Genomic DNA, 24,919 nt, shown 5'->3' on the forward strand with positions numbered 1-24,919 from the left:
GGAACAATGTTATCCATTTCGCGGGCTTTTTAATATCGATCGCAACCAATACAGTAAGGCCGTACCCAAACAACACAGAGGACACAGCCATGAACATCCTTCAGATCAATGCCAGCGCGAAGCGCCAGGGTTCCGAATCCACCCGTCTCGCCAATGCAATCACCGGCCGACTGCGCGCCGCCGATCCGTCCGCCGAAGTCGTGACGAGGGATCTGGCCAGTGCGCCGATGCCGGTGCTCGACGATGCTGCGCTCGGCGCCTTGTTTACCCCAGCGGCTGAGCGCAGTGCTGAACAGGCCGCGCGGGTCGCGCTGGACGATGCGGCAATCGCCGAGATCCAGGCGGCCGACGTGATGGTGCTCGGTGTGCCGATGTACAACTTCGGCGTGCCGGCTCAACTCAAGAACTGGATCGATGCAATCTCGCGCGCCCAGGTCACCTTCCGCTATACCGAGAAAGGGCCGCAGGGTTTGCTCCTTGGCAAGAAGGTCTATGTGGCGCTGACCCGCGGTGGACGCTATCGCGACACCCCGGCCGATTCGCAGGTACCGTACCTGAAGACCGTGCTCGCCTTCCTCGGCATGGATGATGTGCAGTTCGTGTACGCCGAAGGTCTCGCCATGGGGGCCGATGTTGCCGCCGAGGCATTGGCTAGCGCAGGGCGTGAAATCGAACAGCTGGCGGCGTAATCAAGGGCCGGGTCCGGACAGTGAGTGCAGCTTGCAACCAGGAGAACGCAGAATGAATGCAATATCGACGCAAATGACGCCGGAAGTGGTGAACAGCCCACGCGAGGTCGAGCGTGTCGTGGCCGGAATGCCGACCTCCGACGGTGCCGGCGTGCGGCTTACCCGGGTGCTGGCGCACACCCTGCAGCGCCGTCTCGACCCGTTCCTGATGCTCGACGCGTTCCGTTCGGATGATCCGAACGACTACATTGCCGGCTTTCCGGAACATCCCCACCGCGGCTTCGAGACGGTGACCTACATGATCGCCGGGCGGATGCGCCACCGCGACAGCACCGGCGGCGAAGGCCTGCTGGAAAACGGCGGGGTGCAGTGGATGACGGCGGCGCGCGGCGTGATCCATTCGGAGATGCCCGAGCAGGAAGCGGGTGTGATGGAAGGTTTCCAGCTGTGGCTCAACCTGCCGGCTTCGGCCAAGATGGGCGAGGCTGGCTATCGGGACATTCCCGCCGCCGGAATCCCGGAGTTCACCGCCGGAGCGGATGTCCGGGTGCGGGTCATCGCGGGCCGCAGCCACGGCGTGGCCGGGGCCGTCGAGCGGCCGGTGACCGAGCCGCTCTACCTTGACATCCATCTGCCGGCCGGTGCCCGCTTCGAACAGGCCTTGCCGCCGGAACACAATGCCTTCATCTATGTCTATCGTGGCGAAGTCACGGCGGGGCCGCAGCAGGAGCGGGTCGGCGAGAAACGGATGGCGGTTCTTGCCAACGGGGCCGAAAATGACGGCGCGAGGCTTGATGCGGTTACGGATGCAAGAGTATTGCTGGTGGCCGGACGCCCGCTTGGCGAACCCATCGTACAATACGGGCCGTTTGTAATGAATACGCGTGAACAGATCGAGCAGGCCCTCGCCGATTATCGGGATGGAACGCTTGCCGCCTGACAGCGCGGGAGCAAGGATGAACATCGATTCGATAGTGGAAATGCAGGTGGCGGACGATCTGGCCGAAGAGCAGGCCGCCCGTCCGACGATCAGGGGCAACATCCCGCTGCCGACGCGTGACTATGGTCCGCTGCAGGGGCGCATGGTGACATTCGATCATCTGGGTGACGATCGCGATCACGTTGCGATGGTATTCGATGCGCCCGAGCCGACCGAAGCGCCGCTGGTGCGGATTCACTCGGAATGCCTGACCGGCGACGTGTTCGGTTCCCTGCGATGCGATTGCGGCGAGCAACTCCATGCGGCGCTCCACCGCTTTGCGGCCGAGGGTGGCGTGCTGCTCTACCTGCGCCAGGAAGGTCGCGGTATCGGCCTGAAGGCCAAGATCGATGCCTATCACCTGCAGGATTCGGGGCTCGACACCTTTGCCGCCAACGAGCATCTCGGTTTTCCGGCTGATGCCCGCGACTACCGCGTGGCGGCACGCATGCTCGAAGCGCTCGGCATCAAGCGCATCCGCCTGCTGTCGAGCAATCCGGAGAAGTGCGCCGGGCTGGAAGCCGGTGGCATCGAGGTCAGCGAGCAGGTTGCCCACGACCAACCCGCGGGGCAATGGAACCAGCGTTACCTCGAGGCCAAGGCGGTGCGGTTCGGCAAGATCAGGAAGGCCCGCAAGGGCTGAGCCCGGCGGGGGCCGCTCAGTCCGGTCGGGCGGCCGATGCTTCCTTGTCGGTCACGGCGGCATCCTGCTCGAACAGGTTGCGCAATTCCTCGCGTGCCTGCTGCACGCTCTGCACCAGGCTGGTCTCGTCGTCATAGATCGCGTGCTGCTTGCGCAGGCTCTGCTCATCGTGCTCGGCAAAGCGCTTGGCCGTACGTTTGGCGTGCTCCGGCGCAAAGCCCAGATCGACCAGTACGCCCTCGCTCATTGCCACGCTGCTGAGCCAGGTCTCGCGCATGACCTTGGTGACACCGAGGTCCATCAGCCGGTAGGCGTGCATGCGGTTGCGCGCCCGGGCGTGGATCTCCACCCCCGGAAAATGCCGGTGCACCAGTTCGGCGGTCTTGAGCGAAGTCTCGACATCGTCGATGGCGAGCACGAACACCTTGGCGCGTTGCACGCCAGCAGCGTTGAGCAGATCGAGCCGTGAGGCGTCGCCAAAATAGACCTCGTTGCCGAAGCGCCGCACGTAATCGACCTGTTGCGGGTCGACCTCCAGCACCGTGAAGGGAATCCGCTTGACCATCAGCACCCGCGCGACGATCTGCCCGACGCGCCCGTAGCCCGCGATCACCACCGGATTGTCGGTTTCCGCGATCGGATCGTAGGGGGCCGCCGGCTGGCGGTCGAGTAGTGGGGTAATGAACCTTTCCTCGAGCAGGAACAGCAGCGGCCAGGCGAGCATCGAGAGCGTCACCGCCACGGTCAGCAGATCCGCCAGCGCGCCTGGCATCAAGGCCTGCTGGCGGGCGAGCTGGAAAATCACGAAGGCGAACTCGCCGCCCTGGGCGAGGCTCAGCGCGAGTTTGCGGGTTGCCGACGCACGCTGGCCCGCGATCCGGCCGATCGCCAGCAGCACCACGAACTTCACCGCCAGCAGTCCGCCCGTGATGGCAAGCAGTAGCAGCGGTTGCTTGAGCAGCAGGCCGAGGTTGGCTTCCATGCCGACGGCCATGAAGAAAAGCCCCAGCAGCAAGCCCTTGAACGGCTCCAGGTCGGCCTCCAGCTCATGGCGATACTGCGAATCGGCCAGCACCACGCCAGCCAGAAAGGCGCCGAGCGAGGCACTCAGCCCGACGGCTTCCATCAACAGGGTCGCGCCTACCACCACCAGCAGCGCGGCGGCGGTGAAGGTTTCGCGGTTCCCCAGGGTGGCGATCCAGCCGAACACCGGGTGCAGCACTTTGCGTCCGACGAGGATGAGACTGACGATCGCCGCCACCGCGGTCAGGAACGGTCCCGTTTCGACCTTGCCGGCCTCGCCGGCCAGCAGCGGCAGGATGGCCAGCATTGGAATCACCGAGATGTCCTGGAAAAGCAGCACCGCCAAGCCGTCCCGACCATGGCGATCGGTCAGCTGATTGCTCTCGGCGAGGGTCTGCAACACCATCGCGGTCGATGACAGGGCCAGCGCGAAGCCGATCACTACCGCCAGCTGCCAGCGCTGGCCGAGCAGCATCGCGATGCCGCCGATCGCCAGCGCGGTGAAGAGCACCTGCGCACCTCCGAGGCCGAACACCGGCTTGCGCAGCTCCCACAGGCGCGAGGGCTTGAGTTCCAGGCCGATCACGAAGAGCAGCAGGATCACCCCGAACTCGGCGAAGTGCAGGATCGCGTCGGCATCGGTGATGAGCGCCAGCCCCCACGGCCCGATCGCCACCCCTGCCATCAGGTAACCGAGCACCGCACCCAGGCCGGCACGGCGCGCCAGCGGAATCATGACCACCGAAGCGAGCAGGAGCAGGGCGATGAGGATCAGCATGGTGGAGTCTGGTCAGATTGTGGCGGGGCCAAGCTTAGCACTGTCGCCGCCGAACCCGTTGCGGGCGTCGGCAAGCGGGGTATTCTCGGGTTTTGGCTACGGGATTGGTGGCGATGGCAAAGGTTTTTCCCGACGGCTGGCGCGAACTCGAGGCGAGTGGCGCGGCGCAGCGCGAGATCGAGACGCTCGGCGTGCTCTCGGCCGCGCTGCCGGACGACTATACGATTTACCACTCGGTGCATTGGACCTGCCTCGAGCAGGGGTTCTCGATCTACGGCGACGTGGATTTCGCAGTGGTGAATCGCGCCGGCGACCTGCTCTTCATCGAGCAGAAGAGCGGCTTCCTCAACGAGGGGGCGGATGGCCTGATGAAGCGCCAGTCCGGCCGCAGTGTGCAGGTGGCGGCCGAGATCAGCCGCGTGCTGCATGTGCTGGGCGGCCGGCTGGCTGCGCGCCTGGGCGAGGCGCGGGTGCGGCTCGAGTATCTCTTCTATTGCCCCGACTACCATATTCGCGAGCCGCAGTCGGCCGGGCTGGAGGCCGCGCGCATCGTCGATGCATCGCGCCGCGATCGACTGGCGGCGCTGATCCGCGAGGTGTTGCCGGCGGGTGATGATGCCGAGCGGGCGCTGACGGTGCACCGCTTCCTGCGCGACGTGATCCGTCTTGAGCCGGACGTGAGCGCCCTCATCGGTCACGCCCGTACGATGATCACACGGGTTGCCGGCGGGCTTGCGCACTGGGCGCGTCAGCTCGATTTCCAGCCCTTTCGTCTGCGCGTGGAAGGCACCGCCGGGTCGGGCAAGACACAGCTCGCGCTGGCCGAATACCGGGCCGCGATAGAGGCGGGCAAGCGGCCGCTGTATCTGTGTTACAACCGGCCGTTGGCGGACCAGTTCAACCGGGTGGCGCCTGAAGGCGGATTGGCGCTTACCTTTCACGCGCTGTGCGATCGCATGCTGCAGGCGGCGGGGCGAACGCCGGATTTCGGTCGAGCAAATGCCTTCGATCTGCTGGTGGAGGAAGCGGCAGCGCTGCCGCCGGGCGAGGCCTTCACCTTCGAGGTGCTGATCGTCGACGAAGGTCAGGATTTTTCGGAGCGTTGGCGCGACCTTGCCCTGCGACACGCGGCGACGCAGGCGCGCATCCTGTGGCTCGAGGATCCGCTGCAGAACCTCTACGGCCGCTCACCGGTGGTGTTGCCGGGCTGGGTGAGCCTGCGGGCGGACAGCAATTTCCGCAGCCCGCGCGCGGTGGTCCGCATGCTGCGCGAGCTGATGCCCGGGAACGCCGCGATCGAGGCGGCTTCGCCGATCGCGACCTCTGAGGTCGGCTTCCTGGTGTACCAGGACGGCGCGCAGATGCCGGAGCGGGTGAAGGAGGCGATCCGGCTGTGCTACTCGGAGGGCTTTCGCAAGGAGGATCTCGCCATCGTGAGCTGGCGTGGTCGCGAGAACTCGCAGCTGATCCACCTCGACCGGCTCGGGGCGAACACGCTCAAGCATTTCACCGGCGAATACGATCTGCTCGGCGAGGCGCTGTACACCGATGGCGACGTGCTGGTGGAGTCGGTCTACCGCTTCAAGGGGCAGTCGGCCCCGGCGGTGATCCTCGCGGAAGTGGATTTGGAAGAGCTGGACGAGCGTGCGCTGCGCAAGCTCTTCGTCGGCGCGACTCGGGCGATGCTGAAGCTGGTGATCGTGCTCTCGGCGAGGGCCGATGCGCAGATCAGGTCGCGGCTCGGTGGGCCGGCCGATGGGGCCGAATGAGCCGGACGATGTGCGCGGCGCTCAGCGTCGCGAGAACTTGCTGGCGAGTTGTTCGAGCTTTTCGGCGCGTTTGCGGGCGGCCTCGGCTTCGGCCTGCTGAGTGCGGCGCTCCTCGGCCTGCTTGCGGAAGCGCTCCTTGAGCAGTTCGCTGGCGCGGGCGCGGTGCTCGTCGCTGACCGGATCAGCTTCCTTGCCTTCCAGATCGAAGCGCACGGTGGCCTTTTCCATGGCCTTGAGGTAGCGGGTCGAGTTGGTGTGGCTGCGCAGGGCGGCCCGAAGTACCTTTTTCTCGATCTCCGGCTTCAGCTTCATGATCTGCGAATCGATGCCGATTGCCAGCGGCTTGCACTCGCGGAATACGGTAAATTCGGTTTGCAGGGACTTGAGGAGTTCGCGGCCGGGATTGGCCGCAGCGGGTGTGGCGGGCGTGTTCATCGTGCGTCTTAAAGCGGATTCGGAAGAGGTGCGGGCAGAAGTGTCCGACACTGCAGGCAAAACGCCAAGCATTTCAGTCAATTTGTCGCGAAAAAACGGCGAATCGGCCGATTTTCGTGCCCACTTGACGACGGGCCGCGGCCAAGGTCGGGGAGGCCGCTTGCCGCGGGCCTGTGCTTAGTCCTTTTCCGGGGAGGCGTCGGTGTTTCGCGGCCTGCGGCTGCGCGCGGCGGGTTTTCGTGCCGGCTTGGTGTCGGCGGCTGCGGCGGTGGGCGGTGCTACGGCCGGGACGCTCGTCGGAGTCGTTGGCGTCACAGGCGCTTCAGCTTTGGTTTCGCTCTTGCGGCCGCCACGGCGTGCGCGGGGCGCCTTGGCTTCTCCCGCCTGGGTTGCGCCGTCCGCTTTCGGCTTGTCTGGCGTTGCTTCGGCCGGAGGGGCAACTTCGGGGAGCGGCCTGGCCTCGACCACCGGAGTCGCTTCCGGCGCCAATGATGGCTCCGCATCTGGCACGGTTTGCGACGCGGCTGTGGAATCAGCCTCCGGCCGGGCGGCCTTGCGACTGCCACGCCGCTTGCGGGTGTTCTCGGGCTTGGCCGGAGCGGCATCGCCGGCGGGCCGCTGCTCTGCGGCAGGCGATCCGTGCGAGCGCTCGGTTGATGCAGCCTCAGGTGCGATCGTCGGGTGTGTGGTCACGCCTGCGCCGCGAAACACGAAGGTGCCGGACTTTTCGTCGCGGCCGACATCGAGCAGGCCGCGTGCCTGGGCTTCTTCGAGCAGGTTGCCGAAGGTGCGGAAGCCGTAATAGGACTCGCTGAAATCGGGCTTGCGGCGCTTGATCGCTTCCTTGAGCATGGACGCCCAGATCTTGCCGCTGTCGCCGCGTTCGACGACCAGCGCGTCGAAGGTCTCCACCGCGATCTCGATGGCCTTGCCGCGCCGGGTTTCGAGATCGGCCTTGCGACGGCTTTCCTCTTCGGGTGTGCGTCTCGCGGGTTGCTGGGTTTCGCGCGTATCGCGCCGCGCGCTGGCGCGCTGGCTCTCCCGCACAAGGTCGTCGTAAAAGATGAATTCGTCGCAGTTGGCGATCAGCAGGTCGGAGGTGGATTGCTTGACCCCCACGCCGATCACCTGCTTGGCGTTCTCGCGGAGCTTGGAGACGAGCGGCGAGAAATCGGAATCGCCGCTGATGATGACGAAAGTATTCACATGCGACTTGGTGTAGCACAGATCGAGCGCGTCGACGACGAGGCGGATGTCGGCCGAGTTCTTGCCCGACTGGCGCACATGCGGGATTTCGATGAGCTCGAAATTGGCCTCGTGCATGGTGGATTTGAAACCCTTGTAACGCTCCCAGTCGCAGTAGGCCTTCTTGACCACGATGCTGCCCTTGAGCAGCAGGCGTTCGAGGACGCGCTTGATGTCGAACTTCTCATACTGTGCGTCGCGCACGCCGAGCGCCACGTTCTCGAAGTCGCAGAACAGGGCCATGCTCACGCTTTCCTGGGGGGCTGCCATGCGTGTCTCCATTGATTCCGGCACCATCGGTCGTCGTGGTCGACGTAGCGTGCGCCAATGCTATCCGCTCTGGCGGGATAAAGTCGCACTAATTGCCGAGGGGACACCCTGGCATGGCACGCCATCCCGCGAAATTTCGTAGCTCGTGCGCGATTGGGCGGCGATCAGAGGTCAGCGTTCGAGTGCAAGTGCCGGGTTCCGCGCTGCATCGCGGCGCTCCACCACCTTGAGTGCCAGCAGCAGTGCGGTGCCGATCACCATGACCGCCGCGGCCACATAGAGGCCGGCGTTGTAGCTGCCGAACCGGCCGGCTAGCCAGCCGGTAATGGCTGGTGCGATGATCTGTGCAACGCCATAGGAGAGTGTCATCTTGCCCATCATCTTGGCAGGCCGGGTGGGGTAGTAACGCCCCGCCATGGTCAGCACGAGGCTCACCATGCCGATGAAGGTGCCGCCAAACAACAGCGCGCCGAAGATTGCAGCGAACAGCCCGCCGACCAGCACCGGCATGACGATGCCGATGATCTGCAGCACCGCGGCGAGGATCAGCGCGTTGAGGTCGCCGGTGCGGCGCGCGATCAGGTCCCAGTTGAAACAGGCCGGTGTGGCGGCGATGCCGATCGCCATGAACACCAGCGTGCCCTGGCCGGCAAGTCCGGGCAGACGGTCGACGATCGCCACGATGAAGGTCGCGCTGACCACGTAGCCGAAACCGGCGCAGAAATATGCAGCCATGAATATCCGCATGAAGAGCGGGCTCGGGGGATTGTCGAGCATCTTCTGGCCGCTCTTGGTGAGGCCGCTGGTATCGGGTGGTGGGAGCCAGCGCAGCGCGGGAATCAGCAGCAGGCAGGCGATGAGGGTGAAGGCATACCACTGCTCGCGCCAGTCCAGCCAGTGGGTCATGAGCGCCACCGCGATGGCGCAACCGGCGATGCCGATGCCGATGCCGGCAAAGTGGATGCCGAGCTCGCTGCGATGATTGTGGCGGATCAGCCAGTTGAGGATCAGGCCGGTGCCGAGCAGCATGCCCGCGGCGCTGCTGAGGCCGGCAAAGAAGCGGGAGATCGCCCAGACGGTGACATCGGTGCTCATGCCCATGAGCGCGGTGCTGAGGATTGCAACCACGAGGCCGATGCGATAAAGGCGGTCCTTGAGCACGAGGTCGCTGATGAGCGAGGCGATGAGTGCACCGCTCAGGTAGCCGGCGTAGTTGATGGCGGCCAGCCAGCCCGCTTCGGCCACGCCAAGCCCAGCCTGCTTCTGCATCAGAGGCAGCAGGGGGGTGTATGAAAAGCGGGCCACGCCCAGCACCAGGATGAGGCTGAAGATGCCGGCGCCGAGCACCTTGAAGCGTTCTCTCTGTTCGCTCATTTCGAAATTCTTGAATGTTGTGGTGGACAGGGTAGCCAGAACAAGATATCTGTACAAATGAATTGTTGAGAATGAATCATTCTCTTTTGGAGATACGGGTATGGAGCTGGTTGCCCTGCGCACCTTTCAGACGGTAGTGGAAGAAGGGGGGGTGCTTGCGGCCTCGCGCAAGTTGAACACGGTTCAGTCGAACGTGACCACGCGAATCAGGCGGCTTGAAGAAGAGCTGGGTGTCGAGCTCTTCTTTCGCAAGGGGCGTGGCATGGAGCTGGCGCCGCCCGGTCATGTGCTGCTCGACTATACGCGCCGCATGCTGCTGCTCGAGCGCGAAACCAGCGCAGCCGTGCGGCAGGTTGGGGAGGCCGCAGGCGAGCTGCGCGTCGGCAGCATGGAGACCTTCGCGGCGCTGCATCTGCCGGGCGCGCTGAAATCGGTGCGCGCAAGGCATCCTGGTATCGAGCTGCGGGTCGAGACCGATACCAGCGCGGCCCTGGCGGCGAAGGTGCTGGAACATCGGCTCGACTGCGCATTCATCGCCGGGCCGGTGGTTCATGACGAATTGCGGTTCGAGGAACTGGTCGTGGAAGAACTCGTGCAGGTCAGTGCCCACGGCGCGGATGCGGCGATGTTGCCGCTGATCATCTTTCGCGAAGGCTGTGCCTACCGCACCCGTGCGCTTGCCTGGCAGCGCCAGATCGGACATGCGGTTGCCGACGTGATGGAGATGGGTACGTTGGAGGGCATCCTTGGCTGCGTCTCGGTCGGCCTGGGCTGGACGTTGATGCCGCGCCGGGTGGTCGAGCAGTCCTCGCGCGCAGCCGATCTGCTGATCGAGCAGGTGCCGGTGGAGATCGGCCGGGTGCCGACCGGGATGATTCACCTGCGGAACACCGCTCCGATGACGGTGTTGAAGACGCTGGGAGACGCCGTCAGGGTCGGCTCGGCGGGCGGCTGAAGCGGAGATGGCCGGGTGCGATCAGCGAAGCAGCTCTCCGGGGCTGTACAGCAAGCCGCGTTCCGACAGGCTTCTATGCCGTTGCTGGCGGCAGTGTTCGCCCATGCGACCTTGCGGCGGGCCGCCTTCGTAGCCCCATATGCCGGTTCGCAGGTTCAGCCAGTAGCGGCCGTTCGGCACCCGGGTGCACGAAGCCCGGTCGAGGCGCTGAAGATCGGCAGGTCCCATCCGCTGCCCATTCACGATGACATGGCGCGCCTGGGCCAGCAAGGCGGGTGATACACCGAGCAGCAGCATTGCGGTCAGGAGGGGGGCGAATGTCTTCATGGCGCTTCCTTTGACGGATGCAGTCGGTTGAGGGTGGTTTTACCCTAGCTCATCCGGGAGATGGTGCCAGCGGAGCGAGGCACAGGCCGGGTGTGACGCGATGCGCAGGAGATGCCGGGGATCGGGCCGGGGTATCGCCTCAGGCAAAAAAGCCGTGCAGGTACCAGTCGCGCGGAGGTTCCAGTTCGCGGAAGATCCACCAGCGGCCGCCTTTATGCGTCAAGGCCACGAAATAATCGCGGCGCACATCGTGATCGTCCCACCAGCCGCTTTCGATGCGCTCGGGACCGTCGACAAGGCGTAGTCGCTCGGGATGGGTGAGCAGTTTCGGTTCGGCCAGCAGCCATAGCGGGCGAGGTGCATCGACCAATTCGACCGGTGCCTGCGGCTTGCCGGGCGCGACCGGATGCCAGGCGCGCTCGGGACGATGATCGGCCAGCGGGCTGACTGCGCGGATCGCTTCGTCGCCCAGCCGTGCCCGCAAGCGGGCGAGCAGCAGCTGGGCGCTTTCGCGCTGCAGGCCGCTATCGTCGAAGAGATCGGTGGCGAGTGGGGCGAGCTCGACCGGATTGTCAGCCTTGATCGCAAGTGCATCGACCGGGCCGGGGAATGCCTGCCGGCCGAGGTGCTCGTCGAGCAGCAGGGCAAAGGCGGCCTCGTCCCGGCAGGGGGCGGCGCAGATGATCTGCAGCCGGGTGAGCGGATGTCGCCCCTCGTGCTCGAGCACCAGTTCGAAGCGGTCCACCCCGGCGTGACGCGCTGCCAGCCAGCCGGTCAGCCCGGGCAGCAGGCGACGGACGAGAAACATCAGGGTGTCGTTGCGCTCGGTGGGAACGAGCAGCGGGAGCCGGGCGCGATAGCGTGCCGGCTGGGCGAAGTGCAGGCGCGGGTCGGGCTGGTGGCCGAGTGCGCGATCGAGGCTCTTGCTCACTGCGGCGGCCTGACGCCTGGCCAGACCGCCGCGCGGCAGGGCAGCGGCCTCGGCGATGCGGGTGATGCCGATGGTGGCGAGCAGTTCGAGTGCGGCCGCCGGGACATCGGTGCCGTCCTTCAGTGCCGCCAGCGGGAGCTCGGCCAGCTGCCGCGCCAGCCCGGCCTCGTCGGTGAGGGTGCTGCCGGGGCGATGGCGCGCCAGCCAGCGCGCCGCGAGCGGGGTGGGCGCACAGGCGATGCGGGCGCTCAGGCCGAGCCCGGCCAGGCCATCACCGACAAGCGTGGTAAGCCGTTGCAGGCCCCGGAACAGCTGCAGGCTGGCGGCGACTTCGAGCAGGACGCAATCGGGCGGGTCGATGCTGACCGCGGGGGTGAAGACGCCGGCCCAGCTGGCGACCTCGGCAAGCAGTCGCTGCGCGTCGGCGGGGTCGTGGTCGAGCAGGCGCAGTGCCGGGGCTACTGCCAGTGCACCGGCCAGGCTGTCACCGGCGGTGATGCCGAGCTGCCGGGCCGCCGGATTCGCCGCCACCACCCGCGCAAGGGGATGGCGCTCGACCAGGGCCAACGGCGTGGCATCAGGCGATCCTCGCTGGATGGCCTGGAGTGCCGGCTCGGGCAGGATCAGGGCGAACCACAGCATGCGGGGTGACCACGGCGGATGATGGGAGTGGGGTGGCGGCCGGTTGTGCCGCCGCAGCCGGCATTGTCGCGGCTGGGCGAGCTGGGCGCGTCGGGCGCGGCGGTGGTAGCGCGACTGGTGACCGAAGATCGACGGCGATGCGTGGCTGGATCAGGATCGGTTCATCGAGCATCGGCCCGCGGCGTTTCAACACATGCACGGCGAGTTTTTCGCCTGCGGCTTCCAGCCGGAGCCGCAGCACGGCGGGCGAGGGCTGCCGGGCGGCTGCCTGCGGGCGAAACAGGAACAGCGGCGTATGGCTTGCCTCCGCGGCCAGTTGCAGGCGCCGCAGCGCAGCCATGTCGGTTTTCTCGAGCCAGCTCAACACCATGCTGCAGCCCCCCGAGGCAAGGCACTGACGGGTTGCCCACAGCGCCTCGGCCGGGCTGGCAGGGGCGATCCATAACAGCCGCTCGAGCGCCACGCCGGCCGCGGCCAGCGCGGGGGCATAGGGCAGGCGCGGCGGCGCCACCCAGCCAAGCCAGCGTTCCGCCGTGTGGCGACGCATCATCGGCAGCAACAGGGAGAGTTCGCCGATGCCGGGCTGGGCGATGAACAGCTCGACCAGCGCCCCGTCGGGCCAGCCGCCACCTGGCAGCACGGCATCGAGCGCCGGATGGCCGGTGGCGTGACCTTTGGGCGGCGTGCCGTTGAAGCGGCTGCCCCGCCATACCAGGTCGCCGGGCAGTTCCGCGAGCGGGACGCTGGCGGCAGGCATGGCGGGGCATTACCGGGCGGGTTGGGCGGCTCAGCCCAGGCTTTCGCTACGGATCAGGCCCACCGCCAGCCCTTCAATTTCGAGCAACTCGCTGCGAGTATCCACGACGATGGGCTCGAAGTCGGGGTTGGCGGGCAGCAACTCGACCATGTGGCCCTTGCGGGCAAGCGTCTTGACGGTGACTTCGTCGTGGACCCGCGCGACCACGATCTGGCCGGGGCGCACTTCGCTGGTGCGATGCACCGCGAGCAGGTCACCATCGAGGATGCCCGCATCGCGCATGCTCATGCCGCGTACCTTGAGCAGGTAGTCGGCGCGTGGCGAGAACATGGCCGGATCGACCTGCAGACGCTTGCTGACATGGGCTTCGGCAAGGATCGGGCTGCCCGCGGCAACCCGTCCGATGAGCGGCAGGCCGAGGGATTCGAGCAGGCGGATGCCCCGCGCGCGGCCCTCTTCGAGGGTGATGGCGCCTTTTGCGGCGAGTGCGCGCAGGTGGGTCTCGGCGGCGTTGGGGGAGCGAAAGCCGAAGGCAGAGCAGATCTCGGCGCGGGTAGGCGGGCGGCTTTCGTGGGTCTGGGTGTCGCGGATGAATTGCAGGATTTCTTGTTGACGCGGGGTCAGGGCTTCGGACATCGGCTTCTCCGGTTGTTGGCTGTATTTTTGTACAGCTTCTGCCGAATGGCAAGCGGGACGTGCATTGCGATGGCGAATGGGACTCCGGGCCCGCGCGCGCCGGTGGATGTCGGAGCGCCTGAGACTAATCGGCCGGCGCATGTCAGAATCCATGCCTGCAAGCGTGCACGACCCGATAAACCGCCCACTTCCAGCAGTCATGACCGATTCACAGCCCAACAATCCGCTGCACGGCCTCACGCTCGAGCGCATCCTGACCGAGCTGGTCGAGCGCCATGGCTGGGATGGGCTGGCGCAGCGGATACCGGTGCGCTGCTTCGCGTTCGAGCCGAGCATCAAATCGAGCCTCAAGTTCCTGCGCAGCACGCCGTGGGCGCGCGAGAAGCTCGAAGGGCTTTACCTGCGCGACCTCAAGCGTCGTGGCCGCTGAGGTGCCGGCATCTGCTACCGCACCCGTGGTGGCGGTGGTGGGGGGCGGGCCCGCCGGGTTGATGGCCGCGGAAGTGCTGGCGGAAGGCGGTGTGCGGGTCGAGCTGTTCGATGCCATGCCCTCGCTGGGTCGCAAGTTCCTGATGGCCGGCAAGGGCGGCCTCAACATCACCCATTCCGAGCCTTTCGACGCCTTCTGTGCCCGCTACGGCAGCCAGCGTACGCGCATCGAGCCGATGCTCGCGGCGTTCGATGCCACGGCCTTGCGTGACTGGGCGGCGAGGTTGGGGGTGGAGACCTTCGTCGGCAGCTCGGGACGGGTATTCCCCACCGAGAAAAAGGCGGCCCCCCTGCTACGCGCTTGGTTGCACCGGCTGCGTGAAGCTGGCGTGAGCATGCATGTTCGCCATCGCTGGCTGGGTTTTGGCGATGGACCGCGCTCGCTGCGCTTCGCGACGCCCGCAGGCGAGCGCTGCCGCGCGTTCGATGCGGTGGTGCTGGCGATGGGCGGGGGCAGCTGGGCGCGGCTCGGGTCGGATGGGGCCTGGCTGCCGATCCTAACCGAGAAAGGCGTGCCGATTGCGCCCCTGCTGCCGAGCAATTGCGGTTTCGATGTGCCCTGGAGCGTACACTTCTGCGAGCGCTTCGCCGGCCAGCCGGTGAAGTCGGTGGTGCTCTCGATGAAGGACAGCGACGGACAGCCGCTGCGGCGCCAGGGCGAGTTCGTGGTGACCGCGAACGGTGTCGAGGGCAGCCTGATCTACGCATTCTCGGCGCCGCTGCGCGAGCAGATCCTGGCTGCGGGAGAGGCCACGATCGAGCTGGACCTGGCGCCGGGACGTGATCACGCGCGGGTGCTGACGGAAGTCTCGCAGCCGCGCGGTTCGCGCTCGATCTCGAGCCATCTGCAGAGCAAGGTCGGCATTGCCGGCGTCAAGGCGGGGCTGCTGCGCGAGTGCCTGCCCGCCGACGCTTTTCAGCAGCCCGCCCGCTTGGCCGCGGCGATCAAGGCGTTGCCACTGCGGCTGGTCGCGACACGCCCGATCGACGAAGCGATAAGCACTGCGGGCGGGGTCCGCTTCGAAGGGCTGGCCGCCGGCCAGATGCTTGCCTCTGTGCCGGGCGTCTTTTGCGCCGGCGAAATGCTGGACTGGGAGGCGCCGACCGGCGGTTATCTCCTGACCGCATGCTTCGCCAGCGGTCGCACGGCTGGCGCTGGGGTGCTGGCCTGGCTGGCGGGGCGTGTGCCGCTGAGCCTGCCCGGGTCAGGCGTCGGCCCATAGCAGAGGCAGCGCGCCGCTACTGCGTTCGGCTCTCAGCACGTCGAAATGCAGCAGGCGTTCCGGGCGGTCAGGTGCTTCGGGCCGCGCCGGCAGCCACTTCAGCCGCGCACGCACCGCAAGCTGCAGGATCTGGCTTTGTGCGAAGTCGATGAACAGCAGGCCGGCCAGCGGATTGAGTTCGAGGTTTCCCAATGTGTTGAAGAAGCGGTTGCCGGGATAGTCCGGCACGCTCAGGCTTGTGCCGCTCAGCTTCACGAAGCCGGCCTCACCGCCCCGGTGTGAGACATCCACCCCGTGCGATGCGACGGCGGAGACGCCTGCTTCAGGGTGCGCGCTAGCGATGAAAAAGGTGTCGGCACCCGCTACGATGCGACGAGCGACCTCGTCCCAGCCGTTCGCTGTCGGCGCGGACCGCGCGTTCTCGGGGGCCCATGTCGCGTGTCGCGGGGTGATGTATTTCGGGCAGTTGCCGAAGCTCTGGCTGACGGTGATGTGCAGGGTTTCGTTCTGCGCGTCCACCACCGTCCCGTTGAGCCGGTTGCGCCGCCGCGTTCCGGCTTCGATGCCGAGCATGCCGAGTGGCGCACCCGGCACCATGCCTTCCGCAATACCCTCGCCGACGACGGTGTATCCGTGGGCAGTGAGATGCCGCTCATCCGCTGCATGCAGGAACCCCGGCGCACCGGCCAGCAGGCCCGCACGCGGATGGCCCTGGGCATCGATTACGCCGATCACCGCGAACGGTAGTTGTGCAAAGAATTGTTGGTGCTGTTCCGGCATTGCGTCGCGAATGAAGCGCGCGCCCACGCTGACGACCGATTCGCCAAAGCCCGCGCGCCGCTGGATGGCCATCTCGCCAGCGTGAAATGCAGTCATGGCGCGGCTCAGGCTTGCGGCGCGGCGGGCATGCCGACGAAGTTCGGCAGGGCCTCGATACGGGCGAGCCAGGCACGGACATTCGCGTAGGCGTCGAGACTCACCTTCCCTTCGGGCGCGTGGGCAACGTAGCTGTAGCAGGCGATGTCGGCGATGGTTGGCGTCGCGCCGACCAGGAACAGCGTACCAGCCAGCTCGGCATCCATTACCGTGAGCAGCGCATGGCTGCGTGCGATCAGTTCGGCTTCGGGCTCGGTTTTGCCGAATACCACGCGAATGCGTGCCAGCGCAGGCCCGGAGGCCAGCGGACCGGCGGCGATCGACAGCCAGCGCTCGACGCGGGCTGCACCCACCGGATCTCGCGGCAGCCAGCTTGCATCGCCGTAACGCATCGCAAGGTAGACCAGGATGGCGTTCGACTCGGCCAGGGTGATTTCGCCATCCTGCAGTACCGGTACCAGGCCGAATGGATTCATTGCCAGAAAGTCGGGCTTCTTGTGCGCGCCTGCCGCCAGGTCGACGTGGATGGTTTGGTGCGGCAAGCCGAGCAGGGAAAGGAACAGGCTTACCCGGTGGCTGTGGCCGGAAAGGGGGAAACCGTGGAGGCGGATGGCGTTGTCGGTAGGCATCGTGTGTGGCTCCTGTAGTGGGTGAGGGCGATTCTGGACCGATGTGCCACTGGAATAAATTGGCTGATCTGAACTTGATTGCTTCAGAAAGTGGAGTAATGATGCAGCCATGGATCAGCTCAAGCACATGCGCCTTTTCGTCGCCATCGCCGAGGGTGGCAGCCTCACGGCGGCAGCGGACAAGCTCGAGACTTCACTTCCGTCAGTGGTGCGAGGGCTGGCGGCGCTCGAGACGCACCTGGGCGTACGCCTCTTCAACCGCAGCACCCGTCGCATCGCGCTCACCGACGAGGGGCGGCGCTACCTGATCGACAGCCGGCATGTCCTTGCCGCCGTGCAGGAGGCAGAAGCCGCGGTCAGGGCGGACATGAGCGAGCCTGCCGGGCACCTGCGCATCACCGCGCCGGTGCTGTTCGGCCAGATGTATGTGGCGCCGGCAGTGAACGCCTTCATCAAGCGCTACGAAGCGGTCAGCGTCGATCTGGTCTTGCTCGACCGGGTCGTGAATCTGGTCGAGGAGGGGTTCGATGTGGCGATCCGCATCGGAGCGCTGAGTGACTCTTCGCTGGTGGCGCAGCCGTTGGGGATGGTCCGGCAGGTGGTGGTCGCCAGCCCGGCGTATCTGGCATGCCGCGGGGTGCCGGCTCATCCGCGCGAATTAAGGGGTGCCGAGTGCATCAGCCTTGTCGGCAGCAGCATGCCACACTGGGCCTTTATCGATGGAGGCCGCCGCGTCACCGTCGCCGTGCAGGGACGGCTCTGCTTCAATCATGTTGCCCCGGCGGTTGCCGCCTGTCGCGACGGGCTCGGGTTCGGCAGCTTTCTGTCCTATCAGGTGGCGCCGGACGTCGCGCGCGGGGCGCTCGAGATCGTGCTCGCCGAGCACGAGCTGCCGGCCCGGCCGATCAGCGTGCTCTACCCCCATGCCCGGCTGCTGCCGGCGCGCACGCGCGCCTTTGTGACTGCCATGCGCGAAGCGCTGTCAGGTTTCTCGATGTAGGGCGGTGAGGGCCTGAGGACGCATGTCGCGGGCCGAAGGCGGCCGCGGGCCAATCAGGTCAGTGAGCGCGACGCTGGATCAGCCGGCCAGTTCGCGGGTGAGCTGCGCAGCCGGGATCTCCTTGCAGCCGGACACGTTCTGCCCCGCCCAGAGTGGCGAAAAATCACCGCTGCCGCGCTGTTCCGCCCGGGTGCGCAGCGGTGTGATTGCCGCGCTGGCGAGCGGGAATGCCGGCACGGCATCGTTGAAAGGGCCGAGCTCGCGCATGATGCGATTCACGATGCCGCGCGCAGGTCGCCCGGAGAAGAGGTTGGTGAGGGCGGTGGTCTGCGCGGCCTCGCTCGCCAGTGCAGCACGATGGACTGCGCTGGTGGTGGCTTCCGGGCACAGCAGGTAGGCCGTACCGATCTGTACGCCGGCTGCGCCGAGCGCCATCGCCGCGGCGACCCCGCGCGCATCGGCGATGCCGCCGGCCGCGATCACCGGCACCCTCACCGCCCGCGCGATCTGCGGGATCAGCGCGAAGCTGCCGAGCTGGTCATTCATGTCGTGCGAGAGGAAGTTGCCGCGATGCCCGCCGGCTTCGACGCCTTGGGCGATGATCGCATCGACGCCGCGTGCTTCCAGCCAGCGGGCTTCGGCGAGCGTGGTAGCGCTTGCGAGGATCTTCGCCCCCCAGCTGCGGACCGATGCAAGCAGATCCTCGGCGGGCAGACCGAAGTGGAAGCTGACAACTGGCGGTTTGAAGTCGCCGAGCAAGTCGGCCGTCGCCCGGTCAAAGGGACGGCGTCCCAGCCCGTCCGGAATGCTCCGCGGATCGACGCCGAGTTCCGTGTAGTAGGGCGAGAGCAAGGCCCGCCAGACTGCCTCACGCGCGCTGTCCGCCGGCGGTTGCGTGTGGCAGAAGAAGTTCACGTTGAAGGGCTTGTCGGTGTGCTTCCGGATCGTCTCCAGTTCCGTGCGCAGCGCATCCACGCCGAGCATCGCGCAGGGCAGGGAGCCGAGCCCGCCTGCGTTTGAAACCGCGATCGCCAGCGCGCTGCCCTGCACGCCGGCCATGGGTGCCTGGATGATCGGTCGTTCTATGCCGAGGCGTTCTTGCAGAAGCATGGGCGTGTCTCAGGTGCGAAATGGATTGTGGGGCGCAGCGTCTTGCGCATGATGCCACTTGCGGACGTCCCGCCGCACCTCCGATCGGCAAAACGGTCAGGCGGTGAATAGACAAACCCGTCGGGCCCGGATCCGCATCTGCGCGGTCCGGACCCGATCGGTGTCAGTGACGATAGCGCCAGTCCGGGTCGCGACGGTTCCAGCGGCGGTAATCCCGGTCACGTCCGTCGTCGCCGTAGGGGTAGGTGTTGTCGTAACGATAGACGTCGGAGTAATGACGATATCCGCGACCGCCGTCGCGATAGTCGCCGAGCGGCAGGATCACGCAGCCGCCGAGCAGGGCGGTAATGAACAACACGATGATGGTCCGGGTCATGGCGCTTCCTCCTGGTTGGCCGACATGCGATGAACGCACTTGGAGGGCACCCTGTTGGCGCCGGATTGTAAGTTGATGTTCCCGAAGGTGAGTGGCGGACGAGCCGATGTGTGACCGGCCCGGCCGATCGCCCTTGCTGCGGGGGTGCTGACCGGCCGCGCGGAGGCTGCTATGCTCCGCCCCGGGCCGCCCGAAATAAGGCCCGGATCATTGGAAAACTTCACACGAACAGCGTTTGGATCACGGTATGCAGAAAATCATCGATGGTTTCCTGAGGTTTCAGAAAGAGGTATTTCCGGAGCGCTCCGAGTTATTCAAGAAACTGGCGGACCAACAGAATCCGAAGGTGCTCTTCGTGACCTGTTCCGACAGTCGGGTGGTGCCCGAGCTGCTGACCCAGCAGGAGCCGGGAGATTTGTTCGTGATTCGCAATGCGGGGAACATCGTGCCTTCCTATGGCCCCGAGCCGGGGGGAGTTTCGGCGACCGTCGAATACGCGGTCTCCGTCCTCAAGGTGAGCGATATCGTGATCTGCGGTCATTCCAACTGTGGCGCCATGGCGGCGATTTCCAGTTGCCAGTGCCTCGATCACCTACCGGCCGTGGCGCACTGGCTACGCTACGCCGATGCGGCCAAGGCCATCGTGTTCGCCCGCGAACATGCGAACCAGCGGGCGCGTGCGGACGATCTGGTGCGGGAGAACGTGGTTGCCCAACTGGCCAATATCCGCACTCATCCCGCCGTTGCGCTTGCGCTCGCGCAGCACACCTTGAACCTTCACGGCTGGGTCTACGACATCGAGAATGGTCTGATCGAGGCGCTGGACGGCGAATCGACGAAGTTCGTGCCGCTCGCCGAAAATCCGGCGGTCAGCGCGACCTGAACTGCTGCGCCGAGTCTTGTCATCGGGCTGTAGGCCGACGAAACCGATCGCGTGGTAGGTGGGTTAAGTGGTGCGGTCGCCCGGAGCCTGTATCTGCCGATTCAGCGAGCCGAGCGTGGTCCGGTGGCGCCAGAAGGCCATCGCCGTCAGCAGTGCCACCACGCCCAGCCACACCGGCAGCAGGGCAAGCGCCTCCGCAAAGCCGTCGGCGGCATGCTGCGGATCGCGATAGGCCCTCAGTGCGATGGCGAAAAGCAGGCTGACAAAACCATAACCAAGATTGAAGGCGAGGCCTTTGAAGGACAGCACGGTGGCCCGATGGGCAGGGTCTACCGTCTTGTTGAGATGGTGCGACACTGCGAAGCCTACCGTTGCGATTGCTGCGCCGAGTGGAATGGCAAAGGCGACACCCCACAATGGGATCTTGAGCGCGACACCGAGCAGGCCGAAGAGTGCAAGCGCGCTCAGGGCAGCATATGTGCGCAGTACCGAGCCGGAGGTCACGAGCCTGCGGGCAAGGGGCGAGACGACCAGACCGATGCCCGCGATCGCGGCGCCGATCAGCCCGTAGCTGGCCTCCGGCAAGTCGATGAGCCGGTAGTAGGCGCTGCCGAAAGTGAGGAACACCCTGATCACGCTGTCGATCAGCAGGCCGCCGATGATCACGAAGAGGGCCGTCGGGCTATGGGTGATCCAGCGCCCGGCCTCGACGATCGAAACCAAGGCCTGTCTCGCACCGGCGGCTGTTTTGCCGTGCGGCGTGGGCGTTTCCCTCAGGCGGAGGCTGATCGCAAGGACGCATAGCGCAGCGAGCAGGTTGAGATAGATCGGAAAGCGCAGCGTCGTGCCCTGATCGAGTTGCAAGATGAAGCCGGCATCGGCTGCGAGACGATTGAGCAACAAGGGATCATAGACCGCGCTGCCGACGAGCATCGCGATGACCATGCCGGCCGATTGCCATTGCATCAGCCGGGCCAGTACTGTGGGCCACTCACCCGCGCGACCTTCGGCCACGAGGGCGTCGTAGGCCAGCGATTCGTCGGCGCCGCTGGCCATCGCCTCGGCCAGCCCGCTCAGGATGCGATTGATCAGGCAAAGGAAAACGAGCAGCATGCCGCCGTCGCGCGGCGCGACTGTGAGCACCAGCATCTCTGCGACCATGAGGGCCGCCGCTGCGACCACCAGGGGGCGCCGGCCGATGCGGTCGGCCAGCGCGCCGGACGGCACCTCCGCGAGCACGATGACGATCGCCCAGACGACATTGAGCAGGGTGTACTGGGCGGCGCTGAGTCCCAGATCGAGAAACAGGATTGCCAGCACCGGGTAGTAGAAGCGCGAGTTGAAGAGCACCCGGAAACTGATGAACTGCCGGCAGTTATGGTCGGCGAGACTGTACCGTGAGTGTGGCGACATCAGCGAGCCGAGTGCACGTCAATCCGCAGAGGGGGATTCAACCGTATCGGGCAGCAGCGCCGCGTTGCTTTCGTCCTGCGCATACGACGGGGGTCATCAGGCGCGTCGACGTTGCCCTGCGACACGCTGCGCGCAGAATGCGCGCGCAGCCAGATCTTCATCAAGTGGTGCCCGGAGCGGGACTCGAACCCGCATAGCTTTCGCCGAGGGATTTTAAGTCCCTTGTGTCTACCGATTTCACCATCCGGGCAGGGGTGGACAGTCAGCGGCTCTGATCGGCCAGCACGATGTTGACCTCGAGAACCTCGTAGTTGCCCTGTTTTTCGAGCTGGACGTTGATGTCGTCCGGGTTCACCTTGACGTACTTCGATATGACCTGGATGAGCTCTTTCTGCAGATCGGGCAGGAAGTCCGGCGTGCTGCTGCCGGTATGTTCGCGGGCAATGATGAGCTGCAGGCGTTCCCGTGCGATGGATGCAGTCTTTTTCTTCTTCTCGCCGAACAGCAGGGTCAGTAGGGACATGCTCACTTGCCTCCGAACAGGCGCTTGAGGATCCCGGGCTTCTCGTAGTCGGTAAAGCGCAGCGGGACTTCTTCGCCCAGGAAGCGGGAGACCACGTCGGCATAGGCCTCGGCGACATCGGTGCCCTTGAGGTGGATCGCCGGGGTGCCCTGGTTCGAGGCGTGCAGTACGTTCTCGGATTCGGGAATGACGCCGATGAGCGGAATGCGCAGCAGTTCCTGGATGTCCTTGTAGGAGAGCATTTCGCCCTCTTCGACGCGCTTGGGCGAGTAACGGGTGACCAGCAGATGTTCCTTGACCGGCTCCTGCCCTTCCTGGGCGCGACGCGACTTGGACTGGATGATGCCGAGGATGCGATCGGAGTCGCGCACCGACGAGACTTCGGGGTTAGACACCACCAGCGCCTCGTCGGCAAAGGTGAGGGCCATCACCGCGCCGCGCTCGATGCCGGCAGGTGAGTCGCACACCACGTAGTCGAAGCCCATGTGCTCGAGCTCCTTGAGGACCTTCTCGACACCTTCCTCGGTGAGTGCGTCCTTGTCGCGGGTCTGCGAGGCAGGCAGCACGAAGAGATTTTCGCAGTGCTTGTCCTTGATCAGCGTCTGGCTGAGCTTGGCTTCGCCGTTGACCACGTTGATCAGGTCGTACACTACGCGGCGTTCACAGCCCATGATCAGGTCGAGGTTGCGCAGGCCGACGTCGAAGTCGATGACCGCGGTCTTGAAGCCCCGCAGGGCGAGGCCCGAGGAGAATGCGGCGCTGGTGGTGGTCTTGCCAACGCCACCCTTGCCTGAGGTTACGACGATTACGCGAGTCACGATTTTCCCTTTCTGGAAGTCTTGTTTTTTGCGGCTCAGCCCAGCGAGATGGGCTCGACCACGAGATTCTGTTTGTCACCTTCGCCGCCGAGCCTCACCTGGGCGGGCTTGGCGCCCACTGCCTCGGGGATTCCGCGCTCGAAGGTGCGATATACACCGGCCACCGAGATCAGCTCGGGGCCGAAGTTCATGCTGAAGATGCGAGCCGACGCATTGCCGCGTGCTCCGGCCAAGGCACGGCCGCGCAGCGGGCCGTAACAATGGATGCTGCCGTCGGCGATGACCTCGGCGCCATGGCTCACGCCGGCCAGGAGCACCAGGTCGGTGTCGCGCGCGTAGATCTGCTGGCCGGAGCGCAGCGGACGATCGATGACCATGGTGTTGGCTGCAGGCGCTGCTACCACTGGTGCGGCTGGTTGCGGCGCTGGCTGTGCCGTTGGGCGGGGCGGTGGTGGTGCTGCGGGGATGCCGCCGTCGCTTTCTTCGCCGGTGAGCAGCGCCAGCCCGGCCTGTCGGGCCGAGGCCGCGTAGTGGTCGGGCAGGTTGCGGACTGCGATGGGCTGCACCTGGTAACGGCGCAGCATGCTCAGCAGCGAGGTCCAGTCGATCCTGTCCGGTGTGACGGCTAGGTCGCGGAAGTCCAGCACTGCTGCCTCGCCGCTGAAGAAATCCGGCATGCCGCCGAGCATCACGTGCAGGGCGTCGGCCAGCTTCATGGCGTCGGTTTCCCGCAGGTATGCATTCATGACGGAGATCTTGCCGCCCTTGAATTCAACGAGTTTTGACGACGGCGATGCTTCAGGCATGGTGATGGGCTGGATCCGGCAAATCGGGAAGTCTACTTTTCGCGGCGCCCAAGGGCAAGCGCCGCATCCTAGTGCAGGGTGGGTGCGCCACCTTCGGGATCGAACAGCCTGCGCGCCTGTTCCTCGTCGAACACGTATTCGTGGTTGGAGAGATCGTCGTGGATGCGCACCTCGCCGTGCTCCGCGAGGATCGACTCGATCTCATCGCGACCCAGGCTGCGCAGCATGTCGGCGATCTTGTCGCGGTCTTCGGGCCAGTCGTGGCGCACGACGCGGGCCTCGAAGACGCGCACGGTCTCTTCGTGAAAAAGCCGGGTGAGCAGCGATGCGGTATCGAGGCCGAGCAACTCGTCGGTCCTGACCGTCGCGGCGAGCTGCTGCACACGGTCCCAGCCATCGGCATCCGCCTGGTCAGCAGCGGGCATCTTCTGCAGAAACAGGCAGGCCGCAGTGTTCGTATCGGCGGCGAGCAGCAAACGGGCCGGTTGCTGCTCCGACTGATGCAGATAGTGCTCGAAGATCTCGGCAAGGGTTTCGCCTTCGATCGGCACGAAGCTCTGGTAGGGCTGATCGAGCGCCTCGATGTCGAGCGTCAGCATGAGGTGGCCGTCGCCAATCAGGGCGGGCACGCTTGCCGCCTCGGGGCGCCCTTCAGATTTTGCGTAACCACGCATGTTGAGCGTTTCGTCGCAGTCGATCACCAGTAGGCTGACCGGGCCGTGGCCCTGCAGCTGGAAGGTCAGGCGACCGGCCTGCTTGAGGTTGCCGGCGATGATGGCCGTGGTCGCAGCCATCTGGCCGATGAGTTCGCGCACCGGCTCAGCGTAATTCCGGCCGCGCTGCAGTGCCTGCCAGACGCTGCCCAGATGCACGAAGGCGCCGCGGATGTCGAGTTCCTCAAGCAGGAAACGCTGGACGTAGCTGTCGGGAGATGCACTCATCAGCCGGCCTCCGGTTTGAGAAAGCTGGCGTAGTTGCTGAGGTCGAAGCCGACCAGCAACTGCCCGCCGGCAGTCTCGATGACCGGGCGGCGGATCAGGCTCGGATTGTCCACCATGAGCTGGACCGCGGCGCTCTGCGTCTGGATGTCCTGCTGCTCGGGGGTGAGCTTGCGCCAGGTCGTGCCTCGGGTATTCACCAGGCTGCGCCAGCCGCAGGCCTTGCTCCACTCGTGCAGCTTGCCCGAGCTGATGCCGGCCTTCTTGTAGTCGTGAAAGGTGTAGGCGACGCCATGCTCGTCGAGCCAGGCGAATGCCTTTTTCATGGTGTCGCAGTTCTTGATGCCGTAAATCGTGACCATTGCCGTTTTCCGCTGGAATT

At 65.8% G+C, this 24,919-nt stretch carries 27 protein-coding genes and 1 tRNA gene; 9 read left to right on the forward strand and 19 right to left on the reverse strand.

The genetic code is table 11. The features are described from left to right. Positions 1–89: 89 nt before the first annotated feature. The 3 genes from GQB03_RS07890 to GQB03_RS07900 are packed head-to-tail and all read left to right on the forward strand — an operon-like array spanning position 90 to position 2,311. Positions 90–689: an FMN-dependent NADH-azoreductase gene (locus tag GQB03_RS07890; RefSeq protein WP_159687117.1), complete on the forward strand. Its 600-nt coding sequence runs from the start codon at positions 90–92 to the stop codon at positions 687–689. 52 nt (positions 690–741) lie between these two features. After that, positions 742–1,629: a pirin family protein gene (locus tag GQB03_RS07895; protein WP_159687120.1), complete on the forward strand. Its 888-nt coding sequence runs from the start codon at positions 742–744 to the stop codon at positions 1,627–1,629. A 16-nt stretch (positions 1,630–1,645) separates the two neighbouring features. Continuing rightward, complete coding sequence (locus GQB03_RS07900) at positions 1,646–2,311, forward strand: GTP cyclohydrolase II (protein ID WP_235026985.1); 666 nt, start codon at positions 1,646–1,648, stop codon at positions 2,309–2,311. A 16-nt stretch (positions 2,312–2,327) separates the two neighbouring features. Here GQB03_RS07900 and GQB03_RS07905 read toward each other — a convergent pair whose 3' ends face one another. Then, positions 2,328–4,112, reverse strand: a complete 1,785-nt coding sequence (locus tag GQB03_RS07905) for a monovalent cation:proton antiporter-2 (CPA2) family protein (RefSeq protein ID WP_159687122.1) — start codon at positions 4,110–4,112, stop codon at positions 2,328–2,330. Between the two features lie 113 nt (positions 4,113–4,225). Here GQB03_RS07905 and GQB03_RS07910 point away from each other — a divergent pair, with 113 nt between their 5' ends. Then, complete coding sequence (locus tag GQB03_RS07910) at positions 4,226–5,881, forward strand: ATP-binding domain-containing protein (RefSeq protein WP_159687125.1); 1,656 nt, start codon at positions 4,226–4,228, stop codon at positions 5,879–5,881. 21 nt (positions 5,882–5,902) lie between these two features. Here the strand turns inward: GQB03_RS07910 and GQB03_RS07915 are convergent, their stop codons facing one another. From GQB03_RS07915 to GQB03_RS07925, 3 genes are all read right to left on the reverse strand, one after another. Next, on the reverse strand, positions 5,903–6,316 hold the full coding sequence (locus GQB03_RS07915) for a ProQ/FINO family protein (protein ID WP_159687126.1): 414 nt from the start codon (positions 6,314–6,316) through the stop codon (positions 5,903–5,905). Between the two features lie 177 nt (positions 6,317–6,493). Beyond that, positions 6,494–7,831, reverse strand: coding sequence for an NYN domain-containing protein (locus GQB03_RS07920; RefSeq protein WP_159687128.1), 1,338 nt, complete (start codon positions 7,829–7,831; stop codon positions 6,494–6,496). Positions 7,832–8,002: 171 nt separating this feature from the next. Continuing rightward, positions 8,003–9,205, reverse strand: coding sequence for a YbfB/YjiJ family MFS transporter (locus GQB03_RS07925; RefSeq protein ID WP_159687130.1), 1,203 nt, complete (start codon positions 9,203–9,205; stop codon positions 8,003–8,005). A 100-nt stretch (positions 9,206–9,305) separates the two neighbouring features. Here GQB03_RS07925 and GQB03_RS07930 point away from each other — a divergent pair, with 100 nt between their 5' ends. Continuing rightward, the gene (locus tag GQB03_RS07930) at positions 9,306–10,160 is read left to right on the forward strand and encodes a LysR substrate-binding domain-containing protein (protein WP_159687131.1); all 855 of its coding nucleotides are present in this window, start codon (positions 9,306–9,308) and stop codon (positions 10,158–10,160) included. Positions 10,161–10,181: 21 nt separating this feature from the next. Here the strand turns inward: GQB03_RS07930 and GQB03_RS07935 are convergent, their stop codons facing one another. From GQB03_RS07935 to lexA, 4 genes are all read right to left on the reverse strand, one after another. Next, positions 10,182–10,487 carry a hypothetical protein gene (locus tag GQB03_RS07935; protein ID WP_159687134.1) on the reverse strand — a complete coding sequence of 102 codons (306 nt, stop codon included), beginning with the start codon at positions 10,485–10,487 and terminating at the stop codon, positions 10,182–10,184. 139 nt (positions 10,488–10,626) lie between these two features. After that, positions 10,627–12,060: a Y-family DNA polymerase gene (locus tag GQB03_RS07940; protein WP_159687135.1), complete on the reverse strand. Its 1,434-nt coding sequence runs from the start codon at positions 12,058–12,060 to the stop codon at positions 10,627–10,629. Beyond that, positions 11,996–12,817 carry a translesion DNA synthesis-associated protein ImuA gene (gene imuA / locus GQB03_RS07945; protein WP_159687138.1) on the reverse strand — a complete coding sequence of 274 codons (822 nt, stop codon included), beginning with the start codon at positions 12,815–12,817 and terminating at the stop codon, positions 11,996–11,998. The genes GQB03_RS07940 and imuA overlap by 65 nt, the downstream gene beginning before the upstream one ends. Positions 12,818–12,847: 30 nt before the next feature. Beyond that, the gene (gene lexA, locus GQB03_RS07950; protein WP_159687141.1) at positions 12,848–13,453 is read right to left on the reverse strand and encodes a transcriptional repressor LexA; all 606 of its coding nucleotides are present in this window, start codon (positions 13,451–13,453) and stop codon (positions 12,848–12,850) included. A gap of 199 nt (positions 13,454–13,652) precedes the next feature. Between lexA and GQB03_RS23170 the strand changes: the two genes are divergently transcribed. Together GQB03_RS23170 and GQB03_RS07960 are read left to right on the forward strand one after the other, a co-directional pair. Then, complete coding sequence (locus GQB03_RS23170; RefSeq protein WP_159687143.1) at positions 13,653–13,883, forward strand: VF530 family protein; 231 nt, start codon at positions 13,653–13,655, stop codon at positions 13,881–13,883. 1 nt (position 13,884) lies between these two features. Beyond that, positions 13,885–15,165: a TIGR03862 family flavoprotein gene (locus GQB03_RS07960; RefSeq protein ID WP_159687145.1), complete on the forward strand. Its 1,281-nt coding sequence runs from the start codon at positions 13,885–13,887 to the stop codon at positions 15,163–15,165. On the opposite strand, the gene GQB03_RS07965 is transcribed toward GQB03_RS07960, so the two are convergent. Both GQB03_RS07965 and GQB03_RS07970 read right to left on the reverse strand, forming a co-directional pair. Continuing rightward, positions 15,148–16,041, reverse strand: a complete 894-nt coding sequence (locus tag GQB03_RS07965; protein ID WP_159687149.1) for a pyridoxamine 5'-phosphate oxidase family protein — start codon at positions 16,039–16,041, stop codon at positions 15,148–15,150. The two genes, GQB03_RS07960 and GQB03_RS07965, sit on opposite strands and share 18 nt — an antisense overlap. An 8-nt stretch (positions 16,042–16,049) precedes the next feature. Beyond that, positions 16,050–16,670, reverse strand: a complete 621-nt coding sequence (locus GQB03_RS07970; protein ID WP_159687152.1) for a glutathione S-transferase family protein — start codon at positions 16,668–16,670, stop codon at positions 16,050–16,052. Positions 16,671–16,779: 109 nt separating this feature from the next. Between GQB03_RS07970 and GQB03_RS07975 the strand changes: the two genes are divergently transcribed. Continuing rightward, on the forward strand, positions 16,780–17,670 hold the full coding sequence (locus GQB03_RS07975; RefSeq protein ID WP_159687154.1) for a LysR family transcriptional regulator: 891 nt from the start codon (positions 16,780–16,782) through the stop codon (positions 17,668–17,670). 78 nt (positions 17,671–17,748) lie between these two features. Here GQB03_RS07975 and GQB03_RS07980 read toward each other — a convergent pair whose 3' ends face one another. After that, positions 17,749–18,780, reverse strand: a complete 1,032-nt coding sequence (locus GQB03_RS07980) for an NAD(P)H-dependent flavin oxidoreductase (protein WP_159687157.1) — start codon at positions 18,778–18,780, stop codon at positions 17,749–17,751. 163 nt (positions 18,781–18,943) lie between these two features. Continuing rightward, positions 18,944–19,156 carry a hypothetical protein gene (locus tag GQB03_RS07985; RefSeq protein WP_159687159.1) on the reverse strand — a complete coding sequence of 71 codons (213 nt, stop codon included), beginning with the start codon at positions 19,154–19,156 and terminating at the stop codon, positions 18,944–18,946. Between the two features lie 247 nt (positions 19,157–19,403). Here GQB03_RS07985 and GQB03_RS07990 point away from each other — a divergent pair, with 247 nt between their 5' ends. After that, complete coding sequence (locus GQB03_RS07990) at positions 19,404–20,039, forward strand: carbonic anhydrase (protein WP_159687161.1); 636 nt, start codon at positions 19,404–19,406, stop codon at positions 20,037–20,039. Positions 20,040–20,102: 63 nt separating this feature from the next. Here the strand turns inward: GQB03_RS07990 and GQB03_RS07995 are convergent, their stop codons facing one another. From GQB03_RS07995 to GQB03_RS08025, 7 genes are all read right to left on the reverse strand, one after another. Next, a complete protein-coding gene (locus GQB03_RS07995; RefSeq protein WP_159687163.1) occupies positions 20,103–21,452 on the reverse strand; it encodes an MFS transporter in 1,350 nt (449 codons plus the stop codon). Positions 21,453–21,617: 165 nt separating this feature from the next. Next, positions 21,618–21,702 (reverse strand) — tRNA-Leu (locus GQB03_RS08000). Positions 21,703–21,714: 12 nt separating this feature from the next. Beyond that, positions 21,715–21,975, reverse strand: a complete 261-nt coding sequence (gene minE, locus GQB03_RS08005) for a cell division topological specificity factor MinE (RefSeq protein WP_159687165.1) — start codon at positions 21,973–21,975, stop codon at positions 21,715–21,717. A 2-nt stretch (positions 21,976–21,977) separates the two neighbouring features. Then, on the reverse strand, positions 21,978–22,793 hold the full coding sequence (gene minD / locus GQB03_RS08010) for a septum site-determining protein MinD (protein ID WP_159687167.1): 816 nt from the start codon (positions 22,791–22,793) through the stop codon (positions 21,978–21,980). Between the two features lie 35 nt (positions 22,794–22,828). Further along, on the reverse strand, positions 22,829–23,599 hold the full coding sequence (gene minC, locus GQB03_RS08015; protein WP_159687169.1) for a septum site-determining protein MinC: 771 nt from the start codon (positions 23,597–23,599) through the stop codon (positions 22,829–22,831). Positions 23,600–23,667: 68 nt separating this feature from the next. Further along, positions 23,668–24,540, reverse strand: coding sequence for an Hsp33 family molecular chaperone HslO (gene hslO, locus GQB03_RS08020; RefSeq protein WP_200832149.1), 873 nt, complete (start codon positions 24,538–24,540; stop codon positions 23,668–23,670). Then, positions 24,540–24,899 carry an ArsC family reductase gene (locus GQB03_RS08025; protein WP_159687174.1) on the reverse strand — a complete coding sequence of 120 codons (360 nt, stop codon included), beginning with the start codon at positions 24,897–24,899 and terminating at the stop codon, positions 24,540–24,542. Before GQB03_RS08025 ends, hslO begins: the two co-directional genes overlap by 1 nt. Positions 24,900–24,919: the final 20 nt, after the last annotated feature.

Origin of the sequence: Cognatazoarcus halotolerans, from assembly GCF_009800965.1 — a bacterium.
Taxonomy (GTDB): Bacteria; Pseudomonadota; Gammaproteobacteria; order Burkholderiales; family Rhodocyclaceae; genus Cognatazoarcus; species Cognatazoarcus halotolerans.

Excerpts from the sequence above, each read along its gene's own strand:
- GQB03_RS07910 (WP_159687125.1), top strand. The coding sequence starts at position 4,226 with ATGGCAAAGGTTTTTCCCGACGGCTGGCGCGAACTCGAGGCGAGTGGC.
- GQB03_RS07935 (WP_159687134.1), bottom strand. The coding sequence starts at position 10,487 with ATGAAGACATTCGCCCCCCTCCTGACCGCAATGCTGCTGCTCGGTGTA.
- GQB03_RS07915 (WP_159687126.1), bottom strand. The coding sequence starts at position 6,316 with ATGAACACGCCCGCCACACCCGCTGCGGCCAATCCCGGCCGCGAACTC.
- GQB03_RS07995 (WP_159687163.1), bottom strand. The coding sequence starts at position 21,452 with ATGTCGCCACACTCACGGTACAGTCTCGCCGACCATAACTGCCGGCAG.
- GQB03_RS07990 (WP_159687161.1), top strand. The coding sequence starts at position 19,404 with ATGCAGAAAATCATCGATGGTTTCCTGAGGTTTCAGAAAGAGGTATTT.
- GQB03_RS07980 (WP_159687157.1), bottom strand. The coding sequence starts at position 18,780 with ATGCTTCTGCAAGAACGCCTCGGCATAGAACGACCGATCATCCAGGCA.
- GQB03_RS07900 (WP_235026985.1), top strand. The coding sequence starts at position 1,646 with ATGAACATCGATTCGATAGTGGAAATGCAGGTGGCGGACGATCTGGCC.
- lexA (WP_159687141.1), bottom strand. The coding sequence starts at position 13,453 with ATGTCCGAAGCCCTGACCCCGCGTCAACAAGAAATCCTGCAATTCATC.
- imuA (WP_159687138.1), bottom strand. The coding sequence starts at position 12,817 with ATGCCTGCCGCCAGCGTCCCGCTCGCGGAACTGCCCGGCGACCTGGTA.
- GQB03_RS08025 (WP_159687174.1), bottom strand. The coding sequence starts at position 24,899 with ATGGTCACGATTTACGGCATCAAGAACTGCGACACCATGAAAAAGGCA.
- GQB03_RS07895 (WP_159687120.1), top strand. The coding sequence starts at position 742 with ATGAATGCAATATCGACGCAAATGACGCCGGAAGTGGTGAACAGCCCA.
- minC (WP_159687169.1), bottom strand. The coding sequence starts at position 23,599 with ATGCCTGAAGCATCGCCGTCGTCAAAACTCGTTGAATTCAAGGGCGGC.
- GQB03_RS07925 (WP_159687130.1), bottom strand. The coding sequence starts at position 9,205 with ATGAGCGAACAGAGAGAACGCTTCAAGGTGCTCGGCGCCGGCATCTTC.
- GQB03_RS07940 (WP_159687135.1), bottom strand. The coding sequence starts at position 12,060 with ATGCTGTGGTTCGCCCTGATCCTGCCCGAGCCGGCACTCCAGGCCATC.
- GQB03_RS07965 (WP_159687149.1), bottom strand. The coding sequence starts at position 16,041 with ATGACTGCATTTCACGCTGGCGAGATGGCCATCCAGCGGCGCGCGGGC.
- GQB03_RS23170 (WP_159687143.1), top strand. The coding sequence starts at position 13,653 with ATGACCGATTCACAGCCCAACAATCCGCTGCACGGCCTCACGCTCGAG.
- GQB03_RS07975 (WP_159687154.1), top strand. The coding sequence starts at position 16,780 with ATGGATCAGCTCAAGCACATGCGCCTTTTCGTCGCCATCGCCGAGGGT.
- GQB03_RS07985 (WP_159687159.1), bottom strand. The coding sequence starts at position 19,156 with ATGACCCGGACCATCATCGTGTTGTTCATTACCGCCCTGCTCGGCGGC.
- GQB03_RS07920 (WP_159687128.1), bottom strand. The coding sequence starts at position 7,831 with ATGGCAGCCCCCCAGGAAAGCGTGAGCATGGCCCTGTTCTGCGACTTC.
- hslO (WP_200832149.1), bottom strand. The coding sequence starts at position 24,540 with ATGAGTGCATCTCCCGACAGCTACGTCCAGCGTTTCCTGCTTGAGGAA.
- minE (WP_159687165.1), bottom strand. The coding sequence starts at position 21,975 with ATGTCCCTACTGACCCTGCTGTTCGGCGAGAAGAAGAAAAAGACTGCA.
- GQB03_RS07970 (WP_159687152.1), bottom strand. The coding sequence starts at position 16,670 with ATGCCTACCGACAACGCCATCCGCCTCCACGGTTTCCCCCTTTCCGGC.
- GQB03_RS07890 (WP_159687117.1), top strand. The coding sequence starts at position 90 with ATGAACATCCTTCAGATCAATGCCAGCGCGAAGCGCCAGGGTTCCGAA.
- GQB03_RS07930 (WP_159687131.1), top strand. The coding sequence starts at position 9,306 with ATGGAGCTGGTTGCCCTGCGCACCTTTCAGACGGTAGTGGAAGAAGGG.
- GQB03_RS07905 (WP_159687122.1), bottom strand. The coding sequence starts at position 4,112 with ATGCTGATCCTCATCGCCCTGCTCCTGCTCGCTTCGGTGGTCATGATT.